This is a genomic window from Halopseudomonas sp., assembly GCF_041579695.1.
In the GTDB taxonomy this organism is placed as follows: Bacteria; Pseudomonadota; Gammaproteobacteria; order Pseudomonadales; family Pseudomonadaceae; genus Halopseudomonas.
On the sequence record NZ_JBFGFI010000008.1, the window covers coordinates 23,980 to 40,011 of the forward strand.

Consider the following 16,032-nt stretch of genomic DNA (forward strand, 5'->3'; position numbering starts at 1 on the left):
GTATCCCTCACTCCGTTGCCGGTATCATAGGCTGACTGAATGAAAAGCACAGCATCGGGCGTTTCACCCCGGCTCCTGGCAACGGAAGGTGCATGATGACTACTGAGTATCCGACTGTCGCCGACTTCGTCGGCAACACGCCGCTGGTCCGGCTCCAGCGTATTCCCGGCGAGACCAGCAATACCATACTGGCCAAGCTCGAGGGCAACAATCCCGCGGGCTCGGTCAAGGACCGTCCGGCGCTGTCGATGATCGAGCAGGCCGAGCTGCGGGGTGAAATCAGCCCCGGCGATACGCTGATCGAGGCCACCTCCGGCAACACCGGTATCGCCCTGGCGATGGTCGCGGCGATCAAGGGTTATCGCATGGTGCTGATCATGCCCGACAACATGAGCTCCGAGCGCAAGGCGGCGATGAGCGCGTACGGGGCTGAGCTGATCCTGGTCAGCCGCGAGGCGAGCATGGAGGGTGCGCGCGACCTGGCCATGCAGATGCAGAGTGAAGGCAAGGGGCGCGTGCTGGACCAGTTTGGCAATTTTGACAATGCCGAGGCGCACTATCGCAGCACCGGGCCGGAGATCTGGCGCGACACCCACGGCACGATCACGCACTTTGTCAGTTCAATGGGCACTACCGGTACCATCATGGGAACCTCTCGCTATCTCAAGGAGCAGAATCCGGCCATCGAGATCGTCGGCCTGCAGCCTGTCGAAGGCGCGTCGATTCCCGGTATCCGGCGCTGGCCGCAGGCCTATATGCCGGGCATCTTCGAAGCGCAGCGGGTGGACCGGGTCATCGATATGGGGCAGCAGGAAGCCGAGGTGATGATGCGCCGGCTGGCCCGCGAAGAGGGCATCTTCTGTGGCGTCTCCTCCGGCGGCTCGGTAGCGGCCGCGCTGCAGATTTCCCGTGAGGTGGAGAACGCGGTGATCGTCGCAATCATCTGCGACCGGGGCGACCGTTATCTTTCCACCGGGGTGTACGACGCCAAATCATGAAAGCCTTTCGCGGCAAGTCGCGCAAGACCGCTGATGCGCCAGCGGCGATAGGTCAGCGCATCGAAGTCGAACTGCAACGTCACAGCCACGATGGCCGGGGTATAGGCCGTTGGCAGGGCCGCACGGTATTTGTCGATGGCGGTCTGGCCGGCGAACAGGTTACTGCCCGGGTGCTCAAGGCGCGCAGCAAGCTGATTGAGACACGCGTGGACAAGGTCCTGCAGGCCAGTGACGAGCGGGTGCAACCCGCCTGCCGGCACGCTGCCCTGTGTGGCGGCTGCAGTCTGCAGCATATGCCTCACGCTATGCAGCTGCAGGTCAAACAGCAGGCACTGGCGCAGCAATTGGAGCATTTTGCGGGGATCGAACCCGGGCAGTGGATGCCGCCTTTGCTCGGTCCCGCGTACGCCTATCGCCAACGCACGCGCCTGGCAGTGCGCTGGGATCGCAAGCACGCGCGGCTGGAAGTCGGCTACCGGGAACGTTTCAGCAGTGATCTGGTCGAGGTAACGCAGTGCCCGATTCTGGTGCCCGAGCTGGAGGCGCTGGTGCAGGCGCTGGGGCCGGTTCTGGGCGAACTTGATGGTCGCGCCGGTCTTGGCCATGTGGAGCTGATTGCGGCTCAGATGCCGGTCATGCTGGTGCGGCACATGCAGCCCTTGTCATCAGCCGACCTCGAGAGTCTGCGTGCATTGGCACAGCAACACGGGGCCGAATGCTGGTTGCAGCCCGGTGATGTCGATACCTTGCACTGTATTAGCGGTATCGGCACTGTGCCAGCCTACACACTGGCAGACCAGGCGCTGCAATTGGAATTTGCCCCGGGCGATTTCATTCAGGTGAATGCATCGGTCAACCAGCAGATGATCAACCAGGCATTGCAATGGCTGGCGCCACAGCCTGGCGAGCGTATTCTCGATCTGTTCTGCGGGGTAGGCAACTTCAGTTTACCGCTCGCCCGCGCAGGTGCGCTGGTCACCGGCATTGAAGGTGACGGGGAGATGGTGGCTCGTGCGCGCAGAAATGCGGAAAATAATAATCTGCACTCGCCGCACTTTCTGCAGGCAGATCTGTCCAACCACCTTGATGGTCACTGGCTCGCTGATGGCTGCGATGCTGCATTGCTGGATCCGCCGCGTGATGGTGCCGAGTTGCTGGTGCACAAGCTGGCGCAGCTGAGGGTGAGCAGGATCCTCTACGTTTCCTGCAACCCGGCTACTTTGGCGCGCGATGCCGGTATTCTCGCGGCGCAGGGCTATCGGCTCGAAAAGGTCGGCGTGATGGACATGTTTGCGCAAACAGCGCATGTCGAGGCGATGGCTCTGTTTGTACGCGGCACTTCGGCAGGATCGGCACGCAAAGCACAATAGAGTAAAAAAAGTGTCAAAGAATTCGCATGAATCGAGGGATCTGTCTTAATGGTACAGGTCAGGGCTCAATACCCCACCAACGGTGACGGCAGTGTCGATATTGCCGCCTGGATCGAGCGCATCAATCAGCGTGTGGCACTGTGCTCGCCGCAGAAGCTGCTGGAAGCCTGCGAATGGGCGTTGCAGCTGGAGCAGGAGGCCATCGCCGCAGAGAACATCTGGGCCGAGGGCGCCAACAGTTATACGACGGGCCTGGAGATGGCCGAAATCCTCGCCGAACTCAAGCTTGACCAGGACTCGCTGGTCGCTGCAGTCATCTATCGCGCCGTCCGTGAGCGCAAGACCGATCTGCCTTCGGTGGAACACCGGTTTGGCGCCGTAGTGGCGGGGCTGGTAGACGGTGTGCAGCGCATGGCGGCGATCAGCGTGTCGCAGAATCCGGCAAAGGTGGCGGCATTCAGCTCCCAGTCGCAGGTCGAGAATCTGCGCAAGATGCTGGTCACCATGGTTGATGATGTGCGTGTCGCCTTGATCAAGCTGGCAGAGCGTACCTGCGCTATCCGCGCGGTCAAGGATGCGCCCGAGGAGAAGCGCTATCGCGTCGCTCGCGAAGTTTTCGACATCTATGCTCCGCTGGCACACCGCCTGGGTATTGGCCATATCAAGTGGGAGCTCGAGGATCTCTCGTTTCGCTATATCGAGCCGCTGCAATACAAGCAGATCGCCGCGCTGCTCGATGAGCGGCGACTGGACCGTCAGGAATATATCGACGAGGTAATGGGTCAGCTGCGCGAACAGCTGGAAGAAGCCGGCATACAGGCGGAAATAACCGGTCGTGCGAAGCATATCTATTCGATCTGGCGCAAGATGCGTCGCAAGAACATCGATTTCAGCCAGGTCTACGACGTGCGCGCGGTGCGAGTACTGGTGCCGCTGGTGCGCGACTGCTACACCTCGCTGGGCATAGTGCATAGTCTGTGGCGGCATATTCCCAACGAGTTTGACGATTACATCGCCAATCCCAAGGAGAACGGTTACCGCTCGCTGCATACCGCCGTGGTCGGGCCCAGCGGCAAGGTGCTCGAAGTCCAGATCCGTACCCAGGGCATGCACGAGGAGGCCGAATTGGGCGTTTGCGCTCACTGGCGCTACAAGGGCACCGATGCCGGCAGCTCTTCTTCGAATGCCTACGAGGACAAGATCGCCTGGCTGCGCCAGGTGCTCGAGTGGCACGAGGAAATGGGCGATATCGGCGGCCTGGCGGAACAGCTGCGCGTGGACTTCGAGCCTGATCGCATCTATCTGTTCACGCCCGACGGACACGTGCTTGATGTACCCAAGGGCGCTACCCCACTGGATTTCGCCTATCGGGTACACACGGAAATCGGCCACAGTTGCCGCGGCGCCAAGGTCAACGGTCGGATCGTGCCGCTGAGCTACGTGTTGCAGACCGGCGAGCAGGTGGAGATCATCACCGGTAAGCAGAGCGGCCCCAGCCGCGACTGGCTCAATCCGAACCTGGGCTACGTCAATACCTCCAGGGCGCGGGCGAAGGTGCAGCACTGGTTCAAGCAGCAGGCACGGGAGCAGAACGTTCAGGCCGGCAAGCTGATGCTGGACCGCGAATTGACCCGCCTCGCGCTCAATGGTGCCGACTACGTCCAACTGATCGACAAGCTGGGCATCCGCAGCCAGGAGGATCTGTTTGCCGCAGTAGGCTCCGGTGATATTCGTCTGATGCACGTGGTCAATGTTGCCCAGCAACTGATCGAGCCCGACAGCCATAGCGAACAACTGGAGCTGATCCCGAAGCGCCCGAGCAAGCCCGGGCGCCGGGGCGATATTTTCATTCAGGGCGTCGGCAATCTGCTGACGCAGCTGGCCGGCTGCTGCCAGCCGGTCCCCGGCGATCCGATCACCGGCTACATCACGCTGGGCCGCGGCGTTACCGTGCATCGCGCTGACTGCGCAACCGCCATGCAGCTGCAGGACCGTGATTCCGACCGGCTGATAGAAGTCAGCTGGGGCAGTGAGCGGGTGCAGACCTACCCGGTTGAAATCTACATCAAGGCCTACGACCGCTCGGGGCTGCTGCGCGATGTCTCACAGATGCTCGCCAACGACAAGATCAATGTGCTCGAGGTAAGTACCCGCACTAACAAGGATGACAACTATGCCGCGATGCTGCTCACGGTAGAGGTCCCCAACATCAACATGCTGGGCCGTTTGCTCGCGCGTATCAGTCAGTTGCCGAACATCATCGAGGCGCGACGCAACCGCAAGGAAAGCCGCGCGTGAGTTATCAGATCGATGATCTGCTGTATCTGATGCAGCGGCTGCGCGACCCGGCTCACGGCTGCCCATGGGATTTGCAGCAGAGCTTTGCAACGATAGTCCCGCACACGCTGGAGGAGGCCTACGAGGTCGCCGACGCGATCGCTGGGGGTGACTATTCACAGCTGTCAGGTGAACTCGGAGACCTGCTGTTTCAGGTCGTGTACTACGCTCAGCTGGGCCAGGAGGAGGGCTACTTCGACTGGGATCACGTGGTCGATGGGATCACCCGCAAGCTGGTCAGGCGTCATCCGCATGTGTTTCCTGATGGCAATCTGCGGACCCCGCCGGGCACCCTGAAGATCGAGCCGGACCAGGTCAGCCAGCGCTGGGAAGAGATCAAGGCGCTGGAGCGTGCCGAGCAGGCCACAGCGCCGAAACAACTGTCCCTGCTCGACGATGTTCCGCGGGCTTTGCCGGCGCTCAGTCGCGCGCAGAAACTGCAGAAGCGGGCTTCGCGCGCCGGCTTCGATTGGGATCAGGCGGCGCCGGTACTCGAGAAGATTGCCGAAGAGCTGGATGAAGTGCGCGAGGCGCTGGCAAGCGACGACCACGAGGCAGTCGCCGGAGAAATGGGGGATCTGCTGTTTGCCGTGGTCAATCTGGCGCGACATCTGGACGTGGACGCCGAAGCGGCGCTGCGTCAGGGTAACGAAAAATTCGAACGGCGTTTTCGCTACATCGAACGCCGTCTGTCCGAGCAAGGCGATGAGGTGGCAGATGTTGCCCTGCAACGGCTGGACAGCTTGTGGGACGAGGCCAAGCGGCACGGGCTCTGACCAAGAACGTCAGCGCCCGGCTCGACAGGCGGGTTGCGTAGCTTTTATGCAGGTTCGTCTTGCTTGTCCTGCATTTGATGCAGGTGTTTCTTGCTCAGCTCGAGAAACCGCGGAGTCATTCCGGCATCGGCGTAAAGCGGATCGCCCATTTCATCCATAGCCACCACCTCATCACCTGGCTTGTAGGGCAGGCTGGCTTCCAGCTCCTCCAGCGCACAGGACAGCAAGTCGGTAATCAGTTCCTCGACATGACGACGGGGATACATCTCCTGCAGCGCCGCCAGGCGGGCAGCATCCTCCAGGGGAAGCTGAACCCGATAGGTGCTGTGCGTTACAGCTCCCTTGGCATTACGTTCCCATTCTTGGGCAAGTTCACGGATCTTCATGTTTTCTCCCAATTTATCTGCATGTGTTCGCTTGTGGCGATAACTTCAGCATAGTCCAACGATGCGGTCCTGCACGCCATCGATATTCACGAATCCGGCAAGAAAACAACGCGCTACTTGTCAGATCGGGCTCCGCGACAGCATGCTGTGGATATCGAGATGACAGGAGAGCAGAGCAATGGCAGAGATAGATGCGCGTCTGCGCGAGGATGTTCATGAACTGGGCGAACTGCTCGGGCAGACGATCAAGGCGCAGTTGGGCGAGTCGTTTTTGCAACGTATCGAGCGTATCCGTTTGGGCGCAAAGCAGGGCAGAAGCACAGACAAGGCGGCGCATGAAGCCCTGTTGGCAGCGCTTCAGGACCTGCCCGACAACCAGCTGCTACCGGTCTGCCGTGCGTTCAACCAGTTCCTCAATCTCGCCAATATTGCCGAGCAGTATCACCGCAACCGGCGTCAGCGGGCCGACGAACCGGTGCGTTTCGAACAGCGCTGCGTCAGTGATCTGCTGCAGCGACTGCACGAAAGCGGAATGGATGGTGCGGCTATCCGGCAGCATGTCGAAGCCCTGGATATCGAGCTGGTGCTGACCGCGCATCCAACCGAGGTGACGCGGCGCACGCTGATCCAGAAATACGACGCCATCGCCGTCGCTCTCGGCCGGCGTGATCACGATGATCTGACCACGGCCGAGCAGGCGAATGTGCGTGCCGATCTGGCGCGTCTTATCAGCGAGGCCTGGCATACCGACGAGATCCGCCGCAATCGACCGACGCCGGTGGATGAGGCGAAGTGGGGCTTTGCGGTGATCGAGCACTCCCTGTGGTCGGCCATTCCCACGTACCTGCGGCAACTGGACGAGGATGTGCGTGGTGCTACCGGGGCGCCCCTGGGCCCGCGCACAGCGCCGGTACGCATGGGATCCTGGATGGGCGGTGATCGCGATGGTAATCCCAATGTAACCGCACGGGTGACCCGCGAGGTCCTGCTGCTCGGTCGCTGGATGGCGGCTGACCTTTACCTGCGCGATGTCGAAAGTCTGGGCAATCAGTTATCCATGCAGGCAGCCAGCGAGCGCGTGCTGGATCAGACAGGGCCGGTCGATGAGCCCTATCGCGCGCTGCTCAAGCGCCTGCGCGAACGGCTGGAGGCTACACGCGACTGGGCCGAGACCGCTCTGGCTGAGGATCTGCCCGCCGATGAGCTGGTGCTCGGCAATCTCGACGAACTGCGTCAGCCGCTGGAGGATTGCCATGCGTCGCTGATCGAGCAGGGCATGGAACTGATCGCCAATGGGCCATTGCTCGACACCCTGCGCCGGGTCAACGCGTTCGGGCTCGGGCTGGTGCGGCTCGACATCCGGCAGGACGCCGGGCGGCATGCGGACGTGTTGGCCGAGCTGACCGAGTATCTGCAACTGGGTCGCTACAGCGACTGGGATGAGGAGCAGCGCTGCGAGTTTCTGATCCAGGAGCTGAAAAACCGCCGACCTCTGCTGCCCCCTGCCTGGAAGCCCTCACCCGACGTTGCCGAAGTACTGGATACCTGCCGTATCGTGGCTACCCAGCCGCAGGAATTGCTTGGTTCGTATGTCATCTCGATGGCTTCAAGTCCTTCGGATGTGCTGGCGGTCAAGTTGCTGCTCAAGGAAACCGGCGTCAACTGGCCGATGCGGGTTGTACCCTTGTTCGAGACCCTGGCGGATCTTGATAATGCTGCGCCGGCTATAGATCGTCTGCTGTCGCTGCAGGGCTATCGCGATATCGCCGGCGACGAGCAGGAGGTGATGATTGGTTATTCGGACTCGGCCAAGGACGCGGGCACGCTGGCCGCTGGCTGGGCGCAGTACCGCGCCCAGGAAGCGCTAGTTGCCGTCGCTGCCGGGCACAAGGTCCGGCTGCGGCTGTTCCACGGCCGCGGTGGGACAGTAGGGCGCGGCGGCGCTCCTGCGCATATGGCGATTCTGTCGCAGCCTCCCGGCTCGGTTAACGGACAGTTCCGGGTGACCGAACAGGGCGAAATGATCCGCTTCAAATTTGGCCTGCCGGCAATTGCAGTGCAGAGCCTGCAGCTTTACACCAGCGCTGTCCTCGAGGCCAGCCTGCTGCCGCCGCCGGCACCCGAGCCGGCCTGGCGCGAGATGATGCAGAGCCTGGCTGACCGCTCGGTGCTGGTTTACCGCGGGGTAGTGCGGGACGAGCCGCAGTTTGTCGAGTACTTTCGTCAGGCCACACCGGAGCAGGAGCTGGCACGTTTGCCGCTGGGTAGCCGACCTGCGAAGCGCAAGAGCCAGGGCGGCATCGAGAGTCTGCGGGCGATTCCCTGGATTTTCGCCTGGACGCAGACCCGGCTGATGCTGCCCGCCTGGCTGGGCGCAGGCCAGGCACTGATGGAAGCGATGGATGCCGGCGAGGAGAAGCGTCTGCGGCTGATGATGGACCGCTGGCCGTTCTTCCGGGCGCGTATCGAGATGCTCGAAATGGTGCTGTCCAAGGCCGATGGCGGCATCTCCCGCTTCTATGAAGAACGTCTTGCCAGTCCTGATCTGTGGCCCCTGGGCGCAAAGCTGCGTGCGGCACTGCAGCAGGCAACCGAAGCGGTGCTGAAACTGCGTGAGACAGAACAGCTGCTGGCGCACAATCCGGCCCTGCTGGAATCGGTGGCGGTGCGCAATCCCTACACCGATCCGTTGCACCTGCTGCAGGCCGAGCTGATGGGCCGCACCCGATCCCAGGGTGAGAACATCGATCCAGACCTGGAACGTGCTTTGCTCGTGACCGTTGCAGGCATTGCTGCGGGCATGCGCAATACCGGCTGAGGGGCCCGTCTGCCGCGGCACGCACTGATACCATGGTCCGGCTTGTGCGTGCCGGGCTGTAAGTGTATGTTGAACGCCCTTTTCGCAGGCCGTGCAGCTGCGATTATTTTGGTGCATTCGCAAAGATGCGGATGTCTGCCAGCTGGTGGCGGTCAGCCACCGGTGGCCCGGTTTCAGTCAGATTAGGAGAGTTTCAATATGCGAGTCATCCTGTTGGGAGCGCCTGGCGCGGGCAAGGGCACCCAGGCCCAGTTCATTTGCAAGCAATTCGACATACCCCAGATTTCCACCGGCGACATGCTGCGCGCCGCGGTCAAGGCCGGCACCGAGTTGGGCAAGCAGGTGAAGGAAGTCATGGACAGCGGGCGTCTGGTCTCCGATGACCTGATCATCGGCCTGATCCAGGAGCGTATTGCCCAGGAAGACTGCCGCAACGGCTTTTTGCTTGACGGCTTTCCCCGCACCATCCCGCAGGCCGAAGCGCTGGTGGAAGCGGGTGTGCAGATCGATCACGTGCTCGAGATCGCGGTTGATGACGATGAGATTGTCGAGCGCCTGTCCGGTCGTCGCGTGCACCCGGCCTCTGGCCGGATCTATCACCTCAAGCATCAGATGCCCAAGGTGGAAGGCAAGGACGACATCACCGGCGAGGATCTGGTCCAGCGCGAGGACGACGTCGAGGCCACCGTGCGCAACCGACTGAAGATCTATCATGAGCAGACCCAGCCGCTGGTTGCTTTCTATCAGAAATTGTCGGATATCCACGGTACGCCCAAGTGTACCCGCGTTGTGGGTGTCGGCAGCGTCGAGGCTATTACCCAGCAGGTGATGAACGCACTGAGCTGATACGTACGGGTCGCCCTCCCTGGGCGACCCGATAGTGAATTGGGGCTGCTTGCTGGTAGCCGCTGATTTCCTTTCCGATCGATATTTGAAACAGACCGCCATGACTACATTGCTCGCTCTGGATACCGCCACCGAGGCCTGCTCGGCTGCCCTGTTGCATCAAGGCCGGGTGATACATCGTTTCGAGGTGATCCCGCGGATGCATGCGGTCCGGCTGCTGCCGATGATTGAAGAACTGCTGGAGGAGGCTGGCCTCACGCTGCGCGACATCGATGCGCTGGTGTTTGGCCGCGGGCCCGGAGCCTTTACCGGCGTACGAATCGCCACCGGCATGGTTCAGGGCCTGGCGTTTGCCATCAACAAGCCGGTGATCGACATTTCCAACCTGGCGGCCCTGGCCCAGCGTGCCTTTCGCGAGCACCAGACCGAAAGCGTCTGCGCGGCGATTGATGCGCGCATGGACGAGGTGTACTGGGGTTGCTATCAGCTGCGCGACGGAGTGATGCAACTGCTTGGCAAAGAGTGCGTAAGCGCGCCGCAGAGCGTTACGCTGGCCAGCGGTATGGGCAACCCCGATGGCGCCGGAACCGGCTGGCAATACGCCGAGCGGCTGGCGGTTCAGGTCGCGCGTAGCTGGCCACAGATGCTGCCCGACGCCCGCGACCTGCTCAGTCTCGCGCTGCCGCGCTGGAAGGCTGGTGAGGTGCTGGACGCGGCAGATGCACAGCCAGTTTATCTGCGCGACAAGGTAGCCACACCGCGGTCCGTCGGCTGATTTTGCCTTTTTGCTGCCGGCAGGATAATCTTCGAAGTGTACCCCCTGGAGTTTTCCCATGCGTCTGGATGGTTATATCCCATTCACAGCGCTCCCCGAGCGCAGCTCTCGTCCTGTGGTCCCCCCGGCCAACAGCGAGCCTGCGCGCGCGGGTCAGACTGCCACGGCGGCGCCGGTCGAGCCGACCAGAGCACTCGCGCCCCGCGCCGTCAATGCATCGACCGCCAATGCCGAATACATACCCGCCCGGCGCGAAAGCCTGGAACCGGTGTACGGTCGCAGCAACCAGGCGTTGGCGAGCTACCAGACCACCGCGAGCCTGCCGGTCAATGACGAGGCCGATGGTATTTTCGGTATCGACCTGTTTGCCTGAATCGTTTCCCCCTTGTCCCGGTCTTTGCCTGTGACCCGATTGCAGATTGATTCCTCCGTGGCGGTAACCTGGCTGCAGCCAGGCTCGCAGGCGCGTGCGTTCGAGCTGGCCCAGGCCCTGGAATTGCCGCTGTCCGAGCCCGGTACGCAGAGCGCGCCGCTGTTACTGCAGGTAGGGGAGCAGGGGTTGAGCCTGCAGGCGACCGGAGTGGATGCGCCAGGGGCGGTGCGGGTCGATTTCGTGGAGGGTGCACTGGCCCACCGCCGCCAGTTCGGTGGTGGCACCGGGCAGATGGTCGCCAGGGCGGCCGGACTGCGCGGTTCAGTGCGTCCCAGTGTGCTCGACGCAACTGCCGGTCTGGGTCGTGATGCCTTTGTACTGGCCGCCCTGGGTTGCAGGGTAACGATGATCGAGCGTCAGCCGGTGATTGCTGCCCTTCTGGCCGATGGGCTCGAGCGTGCCCGGCAGGCTGGTGGCGAGGTGGCAGCGATTGCTGATCGCATGCAGCTGATACAGGCCGACGCAATCACCGCGATGGCCAATTGGGTTGCCGAGGTTCCACAGGTCATCCACCTGGATCCAATGTTTCCGCACCGGGACAAATCCGCGCTGGTGAAAAAGGAGATGCGGGTGTTCCGTCCGCTGGCAGGCGACGATCTGGACGCCCCGGCGTTGCTTGCAGCAGCACTGGCGCTGGCGAGCCACCGGGTCGCTGTCAAGCGCCCGCGCAAGGCGCCGGCGATCGTCGGTCCGGCACCCAGCGCGGAGCTCAGCGGTCAATCCAGTCGCTACGATATCTACGGCATACGTAAGCTGGAAAGCTAGGCTTTGCCTTCCGGTTCGGCAGCGGGGGTCGAAGCCCGGGCCACCTGTCTGATCGACAACCTTATCTCCGCGCTGAGCACCCGTCGGGCAGTATTTTCGGCAATATCCTCCATGCCCGGCAAATAGCTCAGACGCCCCTCTGCATCACGGCTGAGAACCTCCATTTCGTTCAGGCGCTGGATAAACTGGCGGAACAGGCTCTTGTCGAAAAACTCCGGGGCATTGAGCCCGTGCAGGATCGACAACCGCTGGGCCATCACCGAGCAGAGCGCTTCCAGCTGTTCGGCGGTGAGGCTGCCGTTGGGATTGCTGAACAGCAGCGCCGACGCCATGTAGAACCGCTCGAGGGTCTGCAGAATACTGCGAGCGAGCAGGGTCAGCAGCACGAACTCGCCGGAGCTGGTTTCAGGCCGCATTATCTGACCCGCATTGTCCTGCAGCAGCTCCTCGGCGATCAGGCCGTCGATCCAGGTATCGATCACGCCGGGCAGTTCCCGGGTTTTCCACTGCAGGAAAAGCTCGCCCTGCAGGTAGGGGTAGATCGCGGTCACCAGGCGGATGATCTGTTCGCGACTCATCCGTGCATTGTTCAGGAACAGGCAGGCGATCAGGGCGGGCAGTGCGACAAGGTGCAGCACGTTGTTGCGATAGTAGGTCATCAGCACTGCCTGGGGTTCGTCCAGATAGAGTATCTCGCCCAGTGCGTCCGATTGCCGCCCGATCATCCCCATGCTCTCGACATAGTCGATCAGCTGCTCGCCAGTCATGTCGGGCAGGGTAATGCTGTCGCTATAGGGCACCCGGCGCAGCAGCGCGCTGTAGCTGTTGAGCACCCTGATCAGCGTCGGCTCATCCAGTGCCAGGCGGCTGGCGGAAAGCATCGATAGCGCGACCAGGTTGACCGGATTGACATCGGCCGCGGCGTTGATTGCATTGGCCAGCGTGCGGGCCAGCTGGTCGGTGGCGGCGGGGAGCCACGCCGGCCGATACTCCGGCGCGTGGCTGTGCTGGCGCCAGTCCGGCTGCTGCTGGTCGAGGAACGCGTGCAGCGATACCGGGTCGCCGAAGTTGACTGCTACCTGGCCAAACCGCAGCTTCAGAGCTGAGAGTACCCGGAACAGATCGAAAAAGGACTCTTTCTTCTTTTCCTGGCCGCGCAGCTCGCCAAGGTAAGTGCGTCCTTCCAGTACCCGTTCATAGCCGATGTACACGGGTACGAAAACGATCGGCCGACGCGAGGAGCGCAGGAAGCTGCGCATGGTGATCGCCAGCAGGCCGGTCTTGGGGTTCAGCGCCCGCCCGGTGCGCGAACGGCCACCCTCGATGAAGTATTCGGTGGGAAAGCCGCGACTGAACAGCGTGTGCAGATATTCATTGAACACTGCGGTGTACAGCTGGTTGCCACGAAAGCTGCGGCGCATGAAGAAGGCGCCGCCACGGCGCAGGATGCCGCCGATCACTGGCATGTTCAGGTTGATCCCCGCGGCGATGTGCGGCGGGGTCAGGTTGCTCTGGAACAGCACGCAGGACAGCAGCAGATAGTCGATGTGACTGCGATGGCAGGGCACATAGATGATTTCGTTGCCCGGCGCGATGCGCTGTACCCGCTCGATATGGTTTATGCGGATGCCGTCGTAGAGCTTGTTCCAGAACCAGGAAAGCACCACCTCGAGAAAGCGGATGGTGCTGTAGGTGAAATCCGAGGCGATCTCGCCGGCATAGCGCACGGCGTCCTTTCTCGCCTTGGCCGGCTCCACGCCACGCTCCCGGGCGTCACGCTCAATTGCCTGGCGCACCTGCGGCGACTGCAGCAGGCCCTTGAGCAGCGTGCGGCGGTGGGAAAGGTCGGGGCCGATCACTGCGCCGCGCTGTTGGCGGAAATGCACCCTCAGCAGACGGTTCACACGGCGCAGATTACGTTCGCCACCCAGGTCCTCCTGCACCAGTTCGCGCAAGGACAGACTGCGACCAAAGTGCACGCGAATCTTGCGCCCGTGCAATATGATCGCCAGCAATTTGCGCAGCCTGCCAGCAACGGTCCAGTTGTAGGCAAACAGCAGTTTCAGCGGTGAGGATTCGACATCCGGTGACTGACCCCAGAACACGCTCACCGGCACCAGTTGCACCTCGTCGCAGCAGCCTTCCTGCACCGCTTCGAGCCCGCGCTGCAATCGCGGTGACTGCTTTCTGGGATCGGGTCTGCGCACCCAGGCCTTGGCGTCGCTGAGAAAAACATGCGACTCGCGCTCGTCCAGGCCGCCAAGCGGCGCACGGACCGGCCGTGGCAGACCTGCCTTGACGCATTCACGGTCCAGCACCATGAGGTCCGACAACGAGCGATATGGCAGCACGTAGATGATCGGCTGGTTTTGATCCAGATGCAGATTGAAAGCGCCATTGCCGATACTCTCGGAGCGGGCCCAGCTATAGAGCAGCCGGCGCAACAGACCGAAACGCAGGCGACCGAAAAAGGATGAATAGACAGCTGACATGGAACTTCCTGAATGGAGTGATATTCGCGGTCCCAGCGCACAGGGCGCAAGACACCGGCCGGCGAATTCTAGCGGTTTTACAGTCAGGTTACAGCCGCGGCGGCTGCAGCGGCGGGTAAAAGCGCTGCAGGCCTTGAATTAAGCCGGACGGGTTCATATAGTCGGTGCCTTGAGCGCTGATCCATTCCTTGCAGCTGGCTGCGCAGAGCGAGGACGCTGCCTCGGCGTACCGACCCCTCTGGTGTCTGATCGTCCTTGCCCGTCCAATGCCTGCCCGCTTCGACGTCAATCAATGTATCCTTGCGCACTGCATTGCCCGCCTGATTGCGGTGCATCTGTATTTTTGGGGAAAACGGAAGAGGCCATGATAAAGATAAGCAGCCTGACCAAACGCTTTGGCGAACACGTCGCCGTGGACAATTTGTCCTTTGATGTCAGCCCCGGCGAAGTGTTGGGGTTTCTCGGACCCAACGGGGCCGGAAAATCGACCACGATGAAAATGCTCACCGGGTTTCTTACGCCTGACGGCGGCTCGGCCTCTGTCGGTGGATTCGATATCCAGACCCAGACGTTGCAGGCCCAGCAACAGATGGGGTATCTGCCAGAAGGCGCTCCCTGCTATGGCGACATGCGCGTCAAGCGCTTTCTCGAGTTCATCGCCGAGGTTCGTGGTTTCAGTGGTGCGGAAAAGCACAAGCGCGTCGCATGGGCGGCAGAGCAGCTGGAGCTGAATGCTGTGATGGGGCAGAGCATCGAGACCCTGTCCAAGGGCTTTAAACGTCGCGTGGGGCTGGCACAGGCCATTTTGCATGACCCAAAGATCCTGATTCTCGACGAGCCTACCGATGGTCTGGATCCGAACCAGAAATATCAGGTACGCAAGCTGATCAAGCAGCTTGCCGAAGGCAGCAACAAGATAGTGGTGATATCCACTCATATTCTCGAGGAAGTCAGCGCCGTATGCACCCGTGCGGTGGTGATCGCCCACGGCCGTCTGCTGGCCGATGGCACGCCGGAGCAGCTCGAGGCCCGTTCGCGCTATCACCAGGCGGTGACGGTGGCGCTGGAACAGCCGGTAGACAGCCAGCCGCTGCTGGCCCTGGCCGGTGTTGATGCGGTTGAAGTGCGCCCGGACGGGCATCTGCTCACCGTGGTTGCCAAGCCCGGTGAAGTGATTTTCCCTGCTGTTGGCCAGTATGCGCAGGATCACGGCTGGCAAGTGCGCGAATTGTCTGTAGAGCGCGGTCGCCTGGATGAGGTCTTCCGCCGCCTGACTGCGGAGGACGCAGCATGAAAAACCTCGTTGTCATCTTCAAGCGCGAGCTGGGCAGCTATTTCGCTACCCCGCTGGCCTACATCTTCATCGTGATCTTCCTGGTACTCGCCGCGGTCTTCACCTTCTACCTGGGTGGGTTCTACGAGAGCGGTCAGGCAGATCTGAATGCGTTCTTCAACTTCCATCCTTGGTTGTATCTGTTCCTGGTGCCTGCCGTTGCCATGCGGCTATGGGCCGAGGAGCGCAAGTCCGGCACCATTGAGCTGCTGATGACCCTGCCGGTCTCGCGTACCGATATGGTGCTGGGCAAGTTCCTCGCGGCCTGGGTATTCATCGGCCTGGCGCTGCTGCTGACGTTCCCGATCATCATCACGGTCAATTACCTGGGCTCTCCAGATAACGGCGCGATCTTTACCGGCTATCTGGGCAGCTGGTTGCTGGCGGGCGGTTACCTGGCCATCGGCTCGTGCATGTCGGCACTGACCAAGAACCAGGTGATCGCATTCATCGTCAGTGTCGTCGCCTGCTTCATCTTCATCGTCAGCGGCTTCTCGCTTTGGCTCGACCTGTTTACCGGGTGGGCGCCACAGTGGCTGCTTGACGCCATTGCCTCACTCAGCTTCCTGATTCGTTTCGATGCCATCAGCAAGGGCGTTCTGGATCTGCGTGACCTGCTGTATTTCATCTCGCTGATGGCTGTGTGGTTGCTGGCTACTGCGATTGTCATCGACCTGAAAAAGGCCGATTGAGGCGAAGGAGA

The 16,032-nt window shown here is 61.7% G+C and carries 13 protein-coding genes; 11 read left to right on the forward strand and 2 right to left on the reverse strand.

The features are described 5' to 3' along the window. The first annotated feature begins 95 nt into the window (after window positions 1-95). The 4 genes from cysM to mazG are packed head-to-tail and all read left to right on the forward strand — an operon-like array spanning window position 96 to window position 5,481. Entirely contained in the window at window positions 96-998 is a 903-nt protein-coding gene (gene cysM, locus ABYA88_RS03475; RefSeq protein WP_373185531.1) for a cysteine synthase CysM, read from the forward strand. Further along, a complete protein-coding gene (gene rlmD, locus ABYA88_RS03480; protein ID WP_373185493.1) occupies window positions 995-2,368 on the forward strand; it encodes a 23S rRNA (uracil(1939)-C(5))-methyltransferase RlmD in 1,374 nt (457 codons plus the stop codon). Before cysM ends, rlmD begins: the two co-directional genes overlap by 4 nt. A 48-nt stretch (window positions 2,369-2,416) precedes the next feature. Next, a complete protein-coding gene (gene relA, locus ABYA88_RS03485) occupies window positions 2,417-4,666 on the forward strand; it encodes a GTP diphosphokinase (protein ID WP_373185494.1) in 2,250 nt (749 codons plus the stop codon). After that, a complete protein-coding gene (mazG, locus tag ABYA88_RS03490; RefSeq protein WP_373185495.1) occupies window positions 4,663-5,481 on the forward strand; it encodes a nucleoside triphosphate pyrophosphohydrolase in 819 nt (272 codons plus the stop codon). Before relA ends, mazG begins: the two co-directional genes overlap by 4 nt. Window positions 5,482-5,525: 44 nt before the next feature. Here the strand turns inward: mazG and ABYA88_RS03495 are convergent, their stop codons facing one another. Next, window positions 5,526-5,867 (reverse strand): pilin assembly protein, encoded by a 342-nt coding sequence (locus tag ABYA88_RS03495; RefSeq protein ID WP_373185496.1) that lies wholly within the window; start codon window positions 5,865-5,867, stop codon window positions 5,526-5,528. Window positions 5,868-6,045: 178 nt separating this feature from the next. Here ABYA88_RS03495 and ppc point away from each other — a divergent pair, with 178 nt between their 5' ends. The 5 genes from ppc to ABYA88_RS03520 all read left to right on the forward strand — a co-directional run bounded on the left by ppc (window position 6,046) and on the right by ABYA88_RS03520 (window position 11,504). Next, window positions 6,046-8,685, forward strand: a complete 2,640-nt coding sequence (ppc, locus tag ABYA88_RS03500; RefSeq protein WP_373185497.1) for a phosphoenolpyruvate carboxylase — start codon at window positions 6,046-6,048, stop codon at window positions 8,683-8,685. Window positions 8,686-8,883: 198 nt separating this feature from the next. After that, complete coding sequence (gene adk, locus ABYA88_RS03505) at window positions 8,884-9,531, forward strand: adenylate kinase (protein ID WP_373185498.1); 648 nt, start codon at window positions 8,884-8,886, stop codon at window positions 9,529-9,531. A gap of 100 nt (window positions 9,532-9,631) precedes the next feature. Continuing rightward, complete coding sequence (gene tsaB / locus ABYA88_RS03510; protein ID WP_373185499.1) at window positions 9,632-10,306, forward strand: tRNA (adenosine(37)-N6)-threonylcarbamoyltransferase complex dimerization subunit type 1 TsaB; 675 nt, start codon at window positions 9,632-9,634, stop codon at window positions 10,304-10,306. A gap of 58 nt (window positions 10,307-10,364) precedes the next feature. Next, entirely contained in the window at window positions 10,365-10,679 is a 315-nt protein-coding gene (locus ABYA88_RS03515) for a hypothetical protein (protein WP_373185500.1), read from the forward strand. Window positions 10,680-10,691: 12 nt separating this feature from the next. Beyond that, the gene (locus ABYA88_RS03520) at window positions 10,692-11,504 is read left to right on the forward strand and encodes a class I SAM-dependent methyltransferase (RefSeq protein WP_373185501.1); all 813 of its coding nucleotides are present in this window, start codon (window positions 10,692-10,694) and stop codon (window positions 11,502-11,504) included. Here the strand turns inward: ABYA88_RS03520 and plsB are convergent. Next, entirely contained in the window at window positions 11,501-13,996 is a 2,496-nt protein-coding gene (plsB, locus tag ABYA88_RS03525) for a glycerol-3-phosphate 1-O-acyltransferase PlsB (protein WP_373185502.1), read from the reverse strand. The two genes, ABYA88_RS03520 and plsB, sit on opposite strands and share 4 nt — an antisense overlap. A gap of 364 nt (window positions 13,997-14,360) precedes the next feature. Between plsB and ABYA88_RS03530 the strand changes: the two genes are divergently transcribed. After that, window positions 14,361-15,290, forward strand: coding sequence for an ABC transporter ATP-binding protein (locus tag ABYA88_RS03530; RefSeq protein WP_373185503.1), 930 nt, complete (start codon window positions 14,361-14,363; stop codon window positions 15,288-15,290). Further along, a complete protein-coding gene (locus ABYA88_RS03535) occupies window positions 15,287-16,021 on the forward strand; it encodes an ABC transporter permease (protein ID WP_373185504.1) in 735 nt (244 codons plus the stop codon). The genes ABYA88_RS03530 and ABYA88_RS03535 overlap by 4 nt, the downstream gene beginning before the upstream one ends. Window positions 16,022-16,032: the final 11 nt, after the last annotated feature.

Bases quoted from the DNA above. Each gene is read 5' to 3' on its own strand.
- cysM (WP_373185531.1), top strand. From the start codon at position 96: ATGACTACTGAGTATCCGACTGTCGCCGACTTCGTCGGCAACACGCCG.
- relA (WP_373185494.1), top strand. From the start codon at position 2,417: ATGGTACAGGTCAGGGCTCAATACCCCACCAACGGTGACGGCAGTGTC.
- ABYA88_RS03515 (WP_373185500.1), top strand. From the start codon at position 10,365: ATGCGTCTGGATGGTTATATCCCATTCACAGCGCTCCCCGAGCGCAGC.
- rlmD (WP_373185493.1), top strand. From the start codon at position 995: ATGAAAGCCTTTCGCGGCAAGTCGCGCAAGACCGCTGATGCGCCAGCG.
- ABYA88_RS03535 (WP_373185504.1), top strand. From the start codon at position 15,287: ATGAAAAACCTCGTTGTCATCTTCAAGCGCGAGCTGGGCAGCTATTTC.
- tsaB (WP_373185499.1), top strand. From the start codon at position 9,632: ATGACTACATTGCTCGCTCTGGATACCGCCACCGAGGCCTGCTCGGCT.
- adk (WP_373185498.1), top strand. From the start codon at position 8,884: ATGCGAGTCATCCTGTTGGGAGCGCCTGGCGCGGGCAAGGGCACCCAG.
- ABYA88_RS03495 (WP_373185496.1), bottom strand. From the start codon at position 5,867: ATGAAGATCCGTGAACTTGCCCAAGAATGGGAACGTAATGCCAAGGGA.
- plsB (WP_373185502.1), bottom strand. From the start codon at position 13,996: ATGTCAGCTGTCTATTCATCCTTTTTCGGTCGCCTGCGTTTCGGTCTG.
- ppc (WP_373185497.1), top strand. From the start codon at position 6,046: ATGGCAGAGATAGATGCGCGTCTGCGCGAGGATGTTCATGAACTGGGC.
- ABYA88_RS03530 (WP_373185503.1), top strand. From the start codon at position 14,361: ATGATAAAGATAAGCAGCCTGACCAAACGCTTTGGCGAACACGTCGCC.